Genomic DNA, 15,083 nt, shown 5'->3' with positions numbered 1-15,083 from the left:
AAGTAAAAAACTTAAATATATTATACTTGTATTAAATAAATTTTGTTTTTTTAAAATAAAAAAGCATTATTATAATGCTCTATAAATATTAAACTAAGCCTTTTTGATTTCTAATTTACTTATATTAAAATCATTAAACTTTTTATTAGTTGCTATCATTTTTTTATTTGGTTTTTCTGTATACTGTGTTCCATCTTCATTATAACCAATAATATTTTTTGAATTAAACTGATAACCCATAAATCTTCATCCAACATATGGTGTACCAGATTTTTCTTTAACTACTTCGTTTTTTTCATTTCTGTATGATGTAAAGCTTAAAACAGGTTTAAATGCAGCGCTTAATCCTTCGATAGTTAAGTCCATAATATAGTTTTGGTTTCCTGGTTTAGGTTCACCTGTTTTTAAGTCTCTATTATCATTATATGTTAGTTCTAAATTAATTGGTTCTAAAGAAACTAATGAGTAACCATATGCATATGGTGTTTTGTTACCCTTTTCATCTTCAGTATATTCAAATACAGGTTGTTTGCTCTTTTCAGCGTTTTTTGAATTTAAAATAAGTCCTTGTTTTTTAAAGTTTTCTTTACTTGTATCCGATTGCTTCTCAACTTTTTTAACTTCAACTGAAGTTTCGGGAGATCCTTGTCATTGAGAAATTAGAAGTTGAGAAAAAAAGTCAACTGCTAAATTAGTTCCAGCAATATATTCTCCATAACCTTTTGTTGGTTCTTTTGGGTCTGTTTCTTTTGCTGTTTTTTCATTATAGTTTGTTTTTTTTGAAATGTAGTCAGAATCATATGCATCAATTTTAATAGATTCGCTATTTGTTTCTTCTGCTTCATAAGTTTCTTCTGAAGTTTTTTTAGCTAAACCAATTTTTCCTTCGTACAATTTTGGAGTTGATTTTATTTTAACATTTGTTATTCCCTGGTTATTTGAACTTTCAAACATTTTACTATCATTAACTAATTTAATTGTTTGTTCTGATAAAGTAATTGGTTTATTACTTCCTTCAGTTTTTTCAACATCAGTTGATTGAGAATTACTTCATTCTGTATATTGCATTAATCCTAATAAAGAAGTTATTTTTGAAACTTTTGAATAATAATCGTTTATTTTTTCTTGTTGCTTACTATTTAATCCAGCAGTTCTATATTGACCATCAGCATAAATACCTTCTTGATCAGTTTTAAATAAATACTGTCATGTTGATTTTGAGTTTTTAGTTACACTTAAATTAGCATTAAAAAACAATGAATTTATCATATCTGTTACTAATGATGATGCAAATGTTCCAGTAGCCCCATCAAGTGCTTTTTTAACGTCAGCTTCAGTATTTGGGTATGATTCTTTTGGTACATACTTATGATCTTTAAATTCATATTTTAATGAACTAGCATATTTAGGGACTTCAATTTTAAATTCATTTGTAATAACTTTGCATGACACTAAACTGCTTGTTGTTGATGCAGCTACAGTTAGAGCTGTAATAATAGATAATAATTTCTTCATAAATCCTCCTTATGAGCATATCTTGTATAATTATAGCAAAAAAAAATGGAAATTCTCCCATTTTAGTTAGCCTTTATCCATGAACTTACCATGACTTTTATCAAACAATATATTGATAGTACCAGTAGCACCATTTCTATGCTTTGAAAGAATTAAATCAGTTGAGCTTACTTGATCAACAATTTTATTTTCTTCTTCATTACCATCTTTATGTTTATAATAATCATCACGATATAAAAACATAATAATATCAGCATCTTGTTCAATAGCCCCTGAATCACGTAAGTCAGACATTATAGGTCTTTTATCTTCACGCTTTTCTACGCTTCTTGATAATTGAGATAAACAAACTATTGGAATTCTTAACTCTCTTGCAACTCTTTTTAGTTGACGCGAAATATTTGAAATCTCATTTTGTCTATCAACTGTACTATTTGTTGAACTTATTAGTTGAAGATAATCAACAACGCAAAATTTTACATCATGATCTCTTTTTAATTTATATAATTTTGATTGAATTTGTTGAACTGTAATTCCAGGTGTATCATCAATATAAATTGGCAACTGAGAAACAATTTCTTTAGAAGCTAGTAAATTACTTCATTCCGCTTTTGAAATGTTTTTACCTGTTCTTAATTTTCTTGAATCAATTTTTGAAACCATTGTCATAATTCTTTGTGTTAGTTGTTCAGCTGGCATTTCCAGTGAAAATACAGCAACACCATTTTTGTGTCTTGCTGCGTTGTATGCAAGGTTCAAAGCAAATGCAGTTTTACCCATACTTGGACGAGCAGCTAAAATGATTAAATCACCTTCTTGAAGTCCTGATGTGATTTCATCTAACTCAAATAAATCAGTTGGGATACCTGTTAAAGTTTCACTTCTTTTTTCTAATTCTTGAATTTTTTTAATTAGTAATTCTGTTGAAGCATGAATACTTTGAACATCATTTTTTTGCGCATTAAGATCAATTTTTAAAAGCTCCTTTTGCATTTCATTAATCGAAGATTCAATATCCATTTGTTCTTCTCTTCTTAAATTTTGAACTCTTCTTAAAGCAGCATCAAATTTTCTTGATGAACTTGCGTAAAAAATATCTTCAATAAAGTTTTCTATTCCTTCATCTGAAAAGAAATCTAAAGCAATGTCTTGTAATCTTTGAACACCACCAATTGATTCTAAGTGTCCTTTTTTTTCAATTTGATTTGCAACAGAGTTGATAGTAACTTCTTTACTTTCAGAGTGTAAGTCAATTATTCCTTGAAATATTATTTTATGTGTTGAATCCAAAAAATCATCAGCAACTAAACCTGTAATAATGTCAGGTAATGCATTTGGAGAATGCATTGCTATAGCTAAAACCATTTTTTCAACTGCATATAAGTTATTTTCACTCATATCTTTTCTGCTCATTTTATACCCCTTGAATTTCTACTTTTAGCTTGGCTTCAATACCAAATCCTAATTTTATAATTATATAGTGCAAACCTATCTGGTTAAGGTTTTTAAAGTTAATAAATTTCCTTTTATCTAAATCAAGTTTGTATGAATTTTTTAATTGATCAACAATATCTTGATTTGAAATAGAATGGAACGCTTTGCCATCATTAATTTGTAATTTAAATTTTAATGTTACTTCTTCTAACAATGATTTAAGTTGCTTTGTTTCAGCTATAGCTAAATCTTTTTCTTGTTGTTCTACAACTTTTCTATTTTTAACGGTTTTAACACTGCCTTCAGTAGCAATTTTAACTAAACCTTTTGGTATTAAAAAATTTCTTGCGAAACCATCACTGATTTCTTTTATTTCGTCTTTTTTTCCTTGCCCTTTTACGTCTTGTAAGAAAATTACTTTCATATAAACCTCCTAAGTCAATTTAAACTTAATAATATTATAAATCACATTGTTTTAATTAACATATTCAATTGTAATATCATTTAAAAAAAACATGTTAAAATAAAAAACCATCAAACAAATATTGATGGTTGTATTTTTAATTAGTCAATTACATATGGTAATAAAGCCATTTGACGTGCTCTTTTAATTGCAACAGCCAATTGTCTTTGATGCTTTGGAGATGTACCTGTAATTCTTCTTGGTAAGATTTGTCCATTTCCTGAAATGAATTTTTTTAATAATTCAACATCTTTGTAATCGATGTAGTTAATTTTGTTTTTAGCAAAAAAGTTAACTTTTTTTCTTTTTTTAACGAATTTTTTCATTGCCATAATTTTAGTAGCCTTTCTAATTTATATTAATCTCATAAAATTGATTCATCTTCACTTAATATAATTTCTTCTGTTTGCACGTTATTTGATGCAATAGATGAACTTCTATTTTGAATAGGTGAATCTAAATTAATGTTTGAATTTGCTTCAATTGAGTTATTTGTTCCTCTATTTTTAGCAGATTCTAAAAAGTTTACACGGTCGGCAGTAATAGTTACAATAGTTTCATATTTTCCATCATTTTGTGTTGATCTAACATTAACTCTTCCTGAAACTGAAATTAGACTTCCTTTTGATAAAAATCTAGCCATATTTTCAGCAGTGTTGTTAAAAGCAAAACAAGGAATAAAATTTGTGATTTCTTTTTGACCAGAATATTCACTAACAGCTAATGTAAATGAAACAAATTTCCCTTGTCCATTAGTTGTATTTCTTAATTCAATATCTTTTGTAATTCTTCCTATCAAACATACTTGATTCATAGTTTACTGCTCCTTTTTAAGTTCATAGAACTTTTTATATATTTCTTATTTTGATTATATAACTATTTAGCTAATGCAGCACGAACTTTTCTCATGTATTCGATTAGTTCTTTTTTAGTTAAATCTCTTAAGTTAACTTCTTGTAATTTTTTTGGTAAGTTTTTTTCGATTGCAACACTTCTTAATTTATTTGAGTATTTTTGTAATTCATATCTTTCTTCATCAATATTGTGTGATCCATCAACTTTAGCTCTTTCAGCAGCTGACATTTTTGGTGCAGCTTCTTTTTTAACTGTAGTTTTTGTTTCATTAATTTCAACTTCTTCAACATGTTCTTCAACAGCCTCAGCTAAGTGAGCTTTATATTTTGCTTCCATTTTTGAAACAAAGTCATGAGCTTCTTCATGAGAAACTTCTTCAACTTTAGCCGCTTTAATAACTGGTTTAATAGCTTCTTTAACAACTGGTTCTTTAACTTCAGTTGTTGTTTCTAAAGGTTTTTCAAAAGTTCTTCTTTCAGTTGGTTTGTTAAAGTCTTTTTTAACAAACGGTTTTTTGAAATCTCTTTTTGCTTTTCTTTCTTCTTCAAATTTAGTCATATCAGTTTTTGATAACTGAACTGATTGTTCATAACCTTGTTCGTTTTCTGTGTTGATGATTAAAGTTCTAACAACATTTTTTTCAATGTTTGCAATTCTTTCAAATTCTTTAATAGCTTCAGCAGTTGCTTCTACTATAACTACAAAATAGTGACCTTTTTTCTTATGGTTAATTTTGTATGCAAATTCGATTAATCCTAAATCGTTTTTTTCAATTACTTTTCCATCTTTAGAAATGATATCAATCATTCTTGATGATAAAGCGTTAACATCTTGTGTATCTTGGTCTAAGATAAACATAGCTTCATATTTTCTTAACATTTTTAATGTCCTCCTTTTGGTCTTTGGGCCTTTGGGCCAAGGAGTTAATCCCGTGTACATTAACTCGCTTAAAATATTATACAAGAATCATCTGATAAAATCTACTTTAACATTATAAAGTGATAATTTTATGCAAAAAAAATTAAAAGGTGTATAATCTTTTTTATGAAAAAAAGTATAAAAATTGAAACAAGAATATTGATAACAGTTGAACTAATCAGTGCTCTTTGTGGAACAATAGGAATTATCCAAGGTATGTTAAGTCTTTTAAGTTTAAGTTCAAAAACTTGAGGAGAAGCAGATCCAGAAGCTTCTTTTATATTTACAGTATTAACAGTTTGTTTTGATGCAATAAGTACAGCAACTGCAATTATTGCTTTTAAATACGGTGGAATTATATTAAAAAGAAAATACGAAAAAGGACTTAAAATATTACCATTAGAAAAATTTGCAAATAGATTGGACTTATACAGTTTCTTTTTTGGTTTAGCAGGTCTAATATTAAGTATTCTTAGTTTATTCTTTTTATTTGATTTTATGAAATCTAACACTGGTTCAGAAGTTGCAACAATGCTTTCAATTGTTTGTGATTCTGTTAGTGCAGCAATCGTTATATGAGTTGTCAAAATTATGTTGAAAATCAGCTATTTAGAGCATCAAATGAAAAAAGGCAAAAGCAAAACTAAATAAAGAAATACATATAAAAAACACAGAATTAATGAACTGTGTTTTTTATATATTTTTATTTCAAATAATTTTAAATTCTTTTTATCGATAAATTTGGGTATTTAGCCTTAATTTTATACTCATACTTAAAGGCCTTTTTACCTTTTTTCTTTGTTTTAAAAACTACAGCTTCTTTATTCATAGCTATTTTGAATTCAATAATATTACCATTGTTTTTTATTAACACCTCTTTATTTTTGTTAAATCTAAAGAATATTTCATAAACTCACTTTTCTGTTTTAAAATAAGCTATGGGTAAAAATAAAAAATATAATATTGGTGTAAAAATCATATCTGTAATTCAATGAAATCTGTAAACTATCATAAAGAAAAAAGTTAACACAAACATAATTGAAGTTAAGATAGTAAATAATATTATTTTTTTGTTTTTAAAATTAACACTACCACTTCTTTTTATAATGAAAAATGTTCCAAAAATAGAAAGCGGCACTTCTATATGTCCAGAAGGGAAATCACCATTAAACGCTTGAGAACTTCAATAAATAACTCCATCATTAATTGTATGAGAATCAACTCTTGAAAAAATATTTGGTATGAATCAATAAGTTCATCTTCAAGTAGGTTCAGGAGCTGGACCATAAGGGATTTGTCATAATGTTTCAGCCATTCAATTTGATGCCAATTTAAAATTCTCATCATTCAATTCTAGTCCTTCAGTTTGCAAATATAAATCAATTAATAATTTAGCACCTTGATGATTAGTATAGTTTTCAACTGTTAGTCCATCAAACAAATGTTCAATTTGATTTGAATCAGACATGCCAAATAAATTTCTATATTCAACAGAAAAGTAAAAAGGCCGTGCAAAAAAAATTTTTAACACCAAAACTGTAAAATAAGAAAGCAAAAAAACTGTAAGCATTTCAAGCGCCCCAATTCAATATTTACTTTCAAGTATGTCATTTCTTGAAGCAAATTTAATTCTAAAAAAGAATGTTCCATAAGAAAGAATAGCTGTCATTAAAATAATCCAAATAGAGCATATTATTATAGGTTCTTTTCATGTTGTTAGTGTTTTAATTCAAATAGAATTCAAAGTGTTGTTTTTAATATCTTCTGAAAATGTATAAGAAGCTTTTTGAATACAATAAAGTGAACCAAAAAATATTAAACCAATGATCAATAAAACATATGGGGTTAATTTAATAAAATTGTTTTTTATTTTATATTTAAAGTACACGGTTTCCAAAATTGTCGCGGCTATTATTCCTATTGGTATAGTTATCACAAAGTTACCACCTGAACTTACAAAATTAACAATTTGTCTTAAAAAATAATTATTCATTCCTTGTGCAAAAAAATTAGTTATTTGGTAATCATAAAACGTCGCTATTATTAAAGAACCAATTAATATAGTTAGTGCAATTCAATATAACCTAATTCAAATTTTCTTATCTTTTAGTTCAAAATTATGATTCATTGTTTTTCCTTCTTATTTAAAAATTTTTATACTCATTGATTTTATTTATTTGCCTCCTTATCTAAATAAGGTAATAAGTAATTATAGAATTATTATTTTAAACTATAGTAGTTCAAATAATTAGATTAAAATAGGAGGTCTTTTTATTTAAATTATATTCTTTTTTTAGAAATGTGTCTTTATATAATTTTTTTCTTATGAAATAGAATTTTAGAAAGTGATTGATGCATTCACGATGTGATAAGTAAAGTTAGGATTTTTTATATACAATCTGTAATTATAAAAAAATTATTCAATTATAATATTAAGTATGGAAAATAACAAAAAAAATTATTATGGTAATATTTCTTCTTTAGTTTATAACCAATCAAAACCCCCAGGTACTTCAATTGATGGAGATATAGAATTCTATACTAACGAATTAATAAAGAGAGAAGGATTAGTTCTTGAAGCTGGAGTTGGAAATGGAAGAATTGCAATACCACTTTTAAGAAAAGGAATTTCTATTTTTGGATTAGACAACTCAAAAGAAATGTTAACTATTTATAAAGGGAACTTAAAGAAATATAATATGGAATCACAGTTAATTTTGGGAGATTTAATAAATTTTAAAGCAGATATAAAATTTGAAACAATAATAATGCCGAACGGCAGTTTTTGTCTATTAAATAGAGATGATATAGTTTATGTTTTAAACAATTTTAAAAATCATTTAACAGATAATGGAAAAATATATTTAGATCTAATATATCCAACTTCTTTTAAGCCTGGGAATATACACGAGTATGATTTTGTTCTTGATAACAATGATATTATAAAAATAAAAAACAAGGCAATCTCAATCGATTGAGCACTACAAAGAACTTATACTGAACTTGAATATAAAAGTAATTCTGAAATAGAAATACAACCTTTTTCATTATGATGATACGGGGTAGAAGAATTTAAACTAATTTTAGAAAAATTAAAATTTAAAAACATTGAAACGATTAAAAACTACAACAACATTAAAAATTTAAATTTAAAAACTGTTACATTTATTTTTGAAAAATAAAAGATTTTCATTTTAATAAAAAAATACAACACTTAGTTGTATAAATTCATTATATTTTGAAAAGTTACGTCTTTAGTCCAATCATTAACAAAGTTTGAAATATTTTTTGATGTTGAAATAATGTTATTCAATTCCTCAGATCGAAATTTTGATAAAACTCAATCTATTATTTTTCAACCTTGCTCAGGTTCACCAATTCCAATTCTATATCTATTAAAATTCTGAGTTCCTAAATGTTGAATTACTGATTTTATTCCATTATGTCCTGCTGCAGAACCATTCATTTTAAATTGATTTTTACCAACAGGGAAATCTTTTTCATCATGTAATATAATTAAATCTTCAATATCAATTTTGTAATAATGCATGATAGCTTGAATTGCAATTCCTGAATTATTCATATAAGTTTGAGGCTTCACAAATAACACTTTTTCATTATTAATAGTTGAAAAGAAAATTACTGAATTATGTTCATTTTTTTGTTGTGTAAAGCCATACCTTTTAATAAGTTGGTCTAATACTATTCAACCAGCATTATGTCTTGTATTTTCATATTGAGAACCATAATTTCCTAATCCTACTATTAATTTCATTTTGTATTCCTCTTAATTATTTTTTAAATTTATTAACAATGCATTGAGCTCTGTCTCAAATTATTTGTTTCTTATTATTATAAACTTCAGTTAATGATTCATGGCTGATTGATGAATCAATCATTTCTGCTAATAAAGGTGCCACTGAAATAATTTTTAATCCTTTGAATTTTTTTTCATCAGCTATTTGAATTGTATTTGTAACTACAACTTCTTGAACAATATTTTCTTTAATTGCTGCTTCCATTCTTTCTTTTGCCGGACCATTAAATAATCCATGACATGCAAAAATATGAACATCTTTAGCACCTTGTTCTTTTAATGCCTTGGCTGCATTAATGATTGTTCCACCTGTATCAATCATGTCATCAATTATAAAACAATGTTTATCTTTAATATCCCCAAGGACAAATTCAACTTCAGCTTTATTTGGTTCTGGTCTTCTTTTACCTATAACAGCAATTCCATTAGTTACTCCGCCTGTATAAGATTCAACTTTATGAACTCTAGTCATTCCACCATAGTCTGGAGACACTAAAATACAGTTAGCAGGATCTCATTCTTTTATTTCAATAGTGTCAATAATTTCAGTTGCCAATGTTTGAGCTGTATAGAAATTATCCATTGGTACATCAAAAAATCCCATTGATTGCGGAGAGTGAATATCAATTGTCATAACTCTATCAGCACCAGCTTTAGTTAATAAATCAGCTACTAATTTTGAAGTAATTGGTTGTCTTCCTTTTGCTTTACGATCTTGTCTTGCATAACCATAATATGGAATTACAACATTAATTTTTTCAGCACTTCCTCTTTTGAAAGCATCAATAGCAATTAATAATTCCATGATACTTTCATTAACAGGTGTAGAAGTAGATTGAATTACAAAAATCTCTTTTCCCCTTACTGAGTCCAATGATTCAATCAAAATTTCACCATCAGCAAATTTTAAGGTTTTGACTTCTTTTCTTTTTACTCCTAATATATTGCAAATTTCTTGTGCTAACTCAACACCTTGAGTTAAACCAAATATATGTACATTTTCCTTGTTTGAAAGCATTTTAAATTTTCCCCTTTTGTCTTTATAATATCAAATTATTCATTTAATGTTCTATTATATATCTTTTCAATATTTCTAATAAAATAATTAATATTAAAAATATCATCTAGAAAGCTTATATCATTAATATATTTTTCTATACTATTTTTAATCAACGATTCTTTAAAATCAATTTTATTATTCATTGTTTCAAAAGTGCATTTCTGAATAAAATCATAAATTTCTTCTCTTGATTCATCACAATTTATAAGTAAATAATTTAAAATTGGTTGACTGTAAAAAACATTAAATTGTGAATTGATGTGTTCTAACATTTTGTTTTCATCAATTACTAAATCATCAAGTGTATCTTTTAATCTATCTATTGTATATACTAGAACATTAAATATATCACTAAAAATTATTCTTTCATTTGAACTATGTGATATGTCTCTCTCATGTCATAAAACATTATTTTCAAATGCAGTATTTGTAAATGATCTTAAGTATCTTGAAAGTCCTGTTATATTTTCTGAACTTATTGGATTTTTTTTGTGTGGCATTGAACTAGAACCCTTTTGATTAGGTTTAAAACCCTCATGTCATTCTTGAACTTCGCTTCTTTGAAATAGTCTTATTTCAGTAGCTATTTTTTCAAGAGTAGAAGCTATGTTTGCAAAAACACTAATTAAAAATGCATGTCTATCTCTTTGAGTAACTTGTGTTGAAATATTATCTATTCCTAAACCCATTTCATTGGCAACTATTTCTTCAATTTCAAATTCTAGGTTAGCATAATTACCCATTGAACCTGATATTTTAGCAACTTCAATTTGCTTTCTCGCTAATGAAAACCTTTCAATTTGTCTTTTAATTTCATCAAATCATAATAAAAATTTTAACCCTAATGAAGTTGGTTCTCCATAAATACCATGTGATCTACCCATTGTTAAAGTGTTTTTATAAAGCACAGCCTTTTCTTTTAAAGATGTCTGTAAATTTTCAAGTGAAGTTAAAACTATATTATTCGATTCTTGAATTAATTTATTTTGAGCAGTATCAACAACATCAGTAGAAGTTAGGCCAAGATGTATTCATTTTTTTTCAGCACCTAATGTTTCAGAAATAGCTCTTGTGAAAGCCACAACATCATGACGAGTTTCTTTTTCTATTTCTAGCATTCTTTCAATATTTATTTTTGCATTGTTATTAATTAATAAATACTCTTCTTCTGAAATGACATTTAATTTCATTCAAGCAAAAGTAACTTTTTTTTCTACATCTAACCAAACATTTAATTTATTATTTTCATCCCAAATTTGTTCAATTTTTTTAATAGAGTATCTTTTTATCATATTTCACCTAAAATTTTCTACATAATTTCTTTTGTTATAACAGTTTGTAATCTATCTGGGCCTACAGAAAATCCAGTGATTTCAACTTCACAAATTTGTTCAATTTTTTTAATAGAGTATCTTTTTATCATATTTCACCTAAAATTTTCTACATAATTTCTTTTGTTATAACAGTTTGTAATCTATCTGGGCCTACAGAAAATCCAGTGATTTCAACTTCACAAATTTCAGCAATTTTATTTAAATAATTTTTTGCATTTTTTGGTAAATCTTCAAATTTTTTAACTTGAGTTATATCTTCATTTCATCCTGGCATTGTAATATAACTTGCTTCACATTTTTCATGCTTTGAACTTGTTGCAGGGATATAGTTAATTTCTTTTCCCTCTAAAATATATTTATCGCAAATTTGCAATTGATCCACTCCTGACAATACATCTAAAAGTGTTATAAATAAATAGTCAATTCCTGATGTTCTAATTGCGTGTTTTAAGGCTACTAAATCTAATCAACCAACACGTCTTGGTCTCTTTGTATTTGAACCATACTCATGACCGCGTTCTCTGATTCCATCTCCGACTTCATTTAATAGTTCTGTTGGAAAAGCTCCTGCGCCAACTCTTGTTGAATATGCTTTAACAACTCCAAGTGTGTTATTAATTAATTTATGAGATATCCCTGTACCAGTAGATGCATTATTAGCTGATGTATTTGAACTTGTTACGTATGGATATGTTCCATGATCAATATCTAAAAGCGCACCTTGAGCACCTTCAAATAAAACTTTTTTTCCATCTTTGATTGCTTGCTCTACGTAAATACCTGTATCTGTAATTGAATTCTTAATTACATTGTATGCTTTCATTAAATCTGAATAAGTTTGTTCAAAACTAATTGATTCAACGTTAAACATTTTATTTAAAAACATCATTTGATAATCAAAAATTTCTTTAAATGTTTCTTTAAAATCTTTTTCTTCAAGATCTGCAATTCTAATTCCTAATCTTGCTGATTTGTCTTGATAAGTTGGACCAATCCCTCTTTTAGTTGTACCAATTTTTCTAGCGCCTCTAGCTTCTTCTTGTGCGCCATCAATCAATATATGGTATGGAAGAATTAATTGTGCTCTATCTGAAATTAAAAGTTTTCCTAATTCAACACCGCTATTTTTAATTGTCTCTAATTCTTTAACTAAATTTATTAAATTAACAACACATCCATTACCAATAACACTTGTAACATTGGTATTAAATATTCCTGACGGAATAATTGTAACTTTATGCTTTTGGCCATTAAAATTAATAACATGACCTGCATTGTCACCTCCAGCAAATCTAACAACTACATCTGCTTTTTGAGCAAAATAGTCAGTCATTTTGCCCTTTCCTTCGTCTCCCCATTGACTACCAACAACAACTAATGAATTTACTTTTCTCATAAAAATCCTTTTCTAAATAAAAAAATAACCTTAATGTATTTTTACATTTTGAGGTTATTTTTGTATTACTTGAGTTATTTTTGATATTGTTCTATTTTGTTTTTTCACCTGAATAAGAACTTTCATCAATAACTCCTTTATTATTTAAATTACTTTTTTATTATATATAAAATATAAGCTTTTTAAAATAGTTATTTATAATACTCTTAGTTTTTTTCATTCTTTAATTTTTTAATTTCATCTTGTTGTTCAACAACAACATTATTTAATTTTCTTAAAGCATTGTCAAAAAATAAAATTAAGTTTGATTGCAATACTGATAAAGAAACAATTCTATCTTTTCTTTCTTCATCTGGCATTTCAGTTTTTTGTAAAAACTCCATTTGCTTATTATATTCTGTCATTCCAGCTTGCAAACTTTGTAAAATATTTGGAAGAGCGATTTTATTAAAATCTAATTCTGTAAAAATATCTGTTTTACCAAGATCTTCTTCTGTAGAATAGTCATCTGTATCAAATTGAATTGATTCAGTTTTAAAAAAAACATTGTACACTTCGATAATCTTTTGAATATTTTCTACTCTTATAGGACTAGAAAGGTTTGTTTCATTAATTTCAATTGGTTTTAAGTTTATAGATGAAGATATTCCTAAATTTCCTTTAAAAATTGCATAAATATCATCATGAGTTAATTCTTTATTTTGTAAATCAACAATAACAGTAGCTGATTTATCCTTTGGTAAACCAAATCCTAATAATCTATTTGGTTGGTTAATATCAGGTCTCAAAACTAAGAAAACGATATCTCCATTTAGTAGTGGATTCATTTGTACATCAACTAAGTCTTTTGCATTGTAAAATGTTCATGTATTAATTTTCATATTTATTCCTCTATTTTCTTATTAAAATTATATATCAAATTTATTTAATTATTTTTTAGCAATTCAAACATTGTTTTAACAATGTATCCTTGTCCTTTTAATCCTACTCTTACAACTCTTGAACAATCAATGTGAAGAAATTTTTTATTTTCTGCAAAAAATGTTAAGAATGCTGCTGCAGTTGAACCACCAGGCCCTTTATTACAAGAATTAGTTAAATCAGCAAGAATTGAATCATTTTGTACTTGCTCTTTATGTTCATCAAAAATAGGCAATCTTCAAAATCTTTCTGTTGTGTAAGCAGCTGCTTTATGTAGCTGCTTTCACATTTCATCAAATTCTGTGAATACTCCTGATGCGGATTCTCCAAGTGCCATTGCTGTAGCACCAGTTAAAGTCGCTATATCATATACTACATCAGCTTGTTTTTCTCTAATAGCATATGTTATACCATCAGCTAAAACTAATCTTCCTTCAGCGTCAGTATTATTAATTTCAACAGTTAAACCATTCATTGACTTTATTATTGATTCTGGCAAAACTGCCTTTTGTCCAATTTTATTATCTGTAAATAAACCAACTGCAACAAAATTAATTTTTGCCTTTGCTTCTGCTAGTGCCATTGCTATTGACATAACAATTGCTGCTCCTGTCATATCAAATTTCATACCTTCTATAAACGCTGAAGGTTTTAAATCATATCCACCTGTATCAAAGCAAATTCCTTTTCCTACAAGTGCAATTTTTTTATCATTCGGATTATTATTATATTCCATTACAACAACATTAGCTTCATGATTAGAACCTTGATTAACAGCTAAAACAAGATTCATATCTAATTCTCTTAATTTTTTATTTTTTAGGATACTAACTTCTAAACCCTCAATTTTTGAAGCATCGTTTAAGAGTTTATTTCCATAAAAATCACTTGTTCCTATGTTAGGAGGAAAATCTTGTAAATCTCTAGCATAGTTTACATATTTATTTTTTAATATGTTTTCTTTCAATAAAGCTGACATATTATTAGAACATTCTATATTAATTTTATAATCCTTATGTTTTAAATCTTTTTTATAGCTTATAAAATTGTGTGTTTCAAATAATACAACATCACAAATTACATTAAACACTATTTCTTTTTTTACACCTTCAAGTAATTCGACAATACTTTGAAAGTCTATATTAGTATCACCTTTAATATTTTTTACAAAACTGGACAACCCTAATTTTAATTGTCTTAACGATGACATTAAATCTTTTTTTATTACTAAATAATAAGTTTTAGTTTCACTAATGAAAGTTACTGATCCTGGTTTAGTACATATGTTTTTATTAATCTCATTATTTGAAACACCGACTATTTTATATTCTAAATTTTTATTATTTATTGTTATCATATAATCTCTTTCT

The 15,083-nt window shown here is 26.6% G+C and carries 16 protein-coding genes; 2 read left to right on the top strand and 14 right to left on the bottom strand.

The features are described from left to right. Positions 1 to 93 precede the first annotated feature (93 nt). The 6 genes from MTABA_RS00435 to rpsF form a co-directional block, all read right to left on the bottom strand. Complete coding sequence (locus MTABA_RS00435; RefSeq protein WP_100679259.1) at positions 94 to 1,515, bottom strand: lipoprotein; 1,422 nt, start codon at positions 1,513 to 1,515, stop codon at positions 94 to 96. 66 nt (positions 1,516 to 1,581) lie between these two features. Further along, positions 1,582 to 2,928, bottom strand: a complete 1,347-nt coding sequence (gene dnaB / locus MTABA_RS00430) for a replicative DNA helicase (RefSeq protein ID WP_100679258.1) — start codon at positions 2,926 to 2,928, stop codon at positions 1,582 to 1,584. 1 nt (position 2,929) lies between these two features. Then, on the bottom strand, positions 2,930 to 3,373 hold the full coding sequence (gene rplI / locus MTABA_RS00425; RefSeq protein ID WP_100679257.1) for a 50S ribosomal protein L9: 444 nt from the start codon (positions 3,371 to 3,373) through the stop codon (positions 2,930 to 2,932). Positions 3,374 to 3,513: 140 nt separating this feature from the next. After that, positions 3,514 to 3,744, bottom strand: a complete 231-nt coding sequence (rpsR, locus tag MTABA_RS00420; RefSeq protein WP_011182979.1) for a 30S ribosomal protein S18 — start codon at positions 3,742 to 3,744, stop codon at positions 3,514 to 3,516. A 26-nt stretch (positions 3,745 to 3,770) separates the two neighbouring features. After that, positions 3,771 to 4,226 carry a single-stranded DNA-binding protein gene (locus tag MTABA_RS00415; RefSeq protein WP_100679256.1) on the bottom strand — a complete coding sequence of 152 codons (456 nt, stop codon included), beginning with the start codon at positions 4,224 to 4,226 and terminating at the stop codon, positions 3,771 to 3,773. A 62-nt stretch (positions 4,227 to 4,288) separates the two neighbouring features. After that, positions 4,289 to 5,146 carry a 30S ribosomal protein S6 gene (rpsF, locus tag MTABA_RS00410; protein WP_100679255.1) on the bottom strand — a complete coding sequence of 286 codons (858 nt, stop codon included), beginning with the start codon at positions 5,144 to 5,146 and terminating at the stop codon, positions 4,289 to 4,291. A gap of 165 nt (positions 5,147 to 5,311) precedes the next feature. Between rpsF and MTABA_RS00405 the strand changes: the two genes are divergently transcribed. Then, on the top strand, positions 5,312 to 5,836 hold the full coding sequence (locus tag MTABA_RS00405) for a hypothetical protein (protein ID WP_100679254.1): 525 nt from the start codon (positions 5,312 to 5,314) through the stop codon (positions 5,834 to 5,836). A 67-nt stretch (positions 5,837 to 5,903) separates the two neighbouring features. Here the strand turns inward: MTABA_RS00405 and MTABA_RS00400 are convergent, their stop codons facing one another. Then, positions 5,904 to 7,313, bottom strand: a complete 1,410-nt coding sequence (locus MTABA_RS00400) for a hypothetical protein (RefSeq protein WP_100679253.1) — start codon at positions 7,311 to 7,313, stop codon at positions 5,904 to 5,906. Between the two features lie 310 nt (positions 7,314 to 7,623). Between MTABA_RS00400 and MTABA_RS00395 the strand changes: the two genes are divergently transcribed. Next, positions 7,624 to 8,367 carry a class I SAM-dependent methyltransferase gene (locus tag MTABA_RS00395; protein WP_100679252.1) on the top strand — a complete coding sequence of 248 codons (744 nt, stop codon included), beginning with the start codon at positions 7,624 to 7,626 and terminating at the stop codon, positions 8,365 to 8,367. 32 nt (positions 8,368 to 8,399) lie between these two features. Here MTABA_RS00395 and pth read toward each other — a convergent pair whose 3' ends face one another. The 7 genes from pth to MTABA_RS00365 all read right to left on the bottom strand — a co-directional run bounded on the left by pth (position 8,400) and on the right by MTABA_RS00365 (position 15,070). Further along, the gene (gene pth / locus MTABA_RS00390; RefSeq protein ID WP_100679251.1) at positions 8,400 to 8,960 is read right to left on the bottom strand and encodes an aminoacyl-tRNA hydrolase; all 561 of its coding nucleotides are present in this window, start codon (positions 8,958 to 8,960) and stop codon (positions 8,400 to 8,402) included. Between the two features lie 16 nt (positions 8,961 to 8,976). Next, on the bottom strand, positions 8,977 to 10,020 hold the full coding sequence (locus MTABA_RS00385; RefSeq protein ID WP_100679250.1) for a ribose-phosphate diphosphokinase: 1,044 nt from the start codon (positions 10,018 to 10,020) through the stop codon (positions 8,977 to 8,979). A 35-nt stretch (positions 10,021 to 10,055) separates the two neighbouring features. Next, entirely contained in the window at positions 10,056 to 11,354 is a 1,299-nt protein-coding gene (gene purB / locus MTABA_RS00380) for an adenylosuccinate lyase (RefSeq protein ID WP_100679249.1), read from the bottom strand. A gap of 17 nt (positions 11,355 to 11,371) precedes the next feature. Beyond that, positions 11,372 to 11,485, bottom strand: a complete 114-nt coding sequence (locus MTABA_RS03950) for an adenylosuccinate synthetase (RefSeq protein ID WP_244166540.1) — start codon at positions 11,483 to 11,485, stop codon at positions 11,372 to 11,374. 17 nt (positions 11,486 to 11,502) lie between these two features. Beyond that, the gene (locus MTABA_RS00375; protein WP_100679248.1) at positions 11,503 to 12,792 is read right to left on the bottom strand and encodes an adenylosuccinate synthase; all 1,290 of its coding nucleotides are present in this window, start codon (positions 12,790 to 12,792) and stop codon (positions 11,503 to 11,505) included. Positions 12,793 to 12,998: 206 nt separating this feature from the next. Next, positions 12,999 to 13,673: a hypothetical protein gene (locus MTABA_RS00370; protein WP_100679247.1), complete on the bottom strand. Its 675-nt coding sequence runs from the start codon at positions 13,671 to 13,673 to the stop codon at positions 12,999 to 13,001. 44 nt (positions 13,674 to 13,717) lie between these two features. Further along, positions 13,718 to 15,070, bottom strand: coding sequence for a M17 family metallopeptidase (locus MTABA_RS00365; protein ID WP_100679246.1), 1,353 nt, complete (start codon positions 15,068 to 15,070; stop codon positions 13,718 to 13,720). Positions 15,071 to 15,083 lie beyond the last annotated feature (13 nt).

Source organism: Mesoplasma tabanidae (assembly GCF_002804025.1).
Classification (GTDB): Bacteria; Bacillota_I; Bacilli_A; order Mycoplasmatales; family Mycoplasmataceae; genus Mesoplasma; species Mesoplasma tabanidae.
The sequence above is the reverse complement of the archived record's forward strand: the minus strand, read 5'-3'. Positions and strand labels throughout refer to the sequence as shown.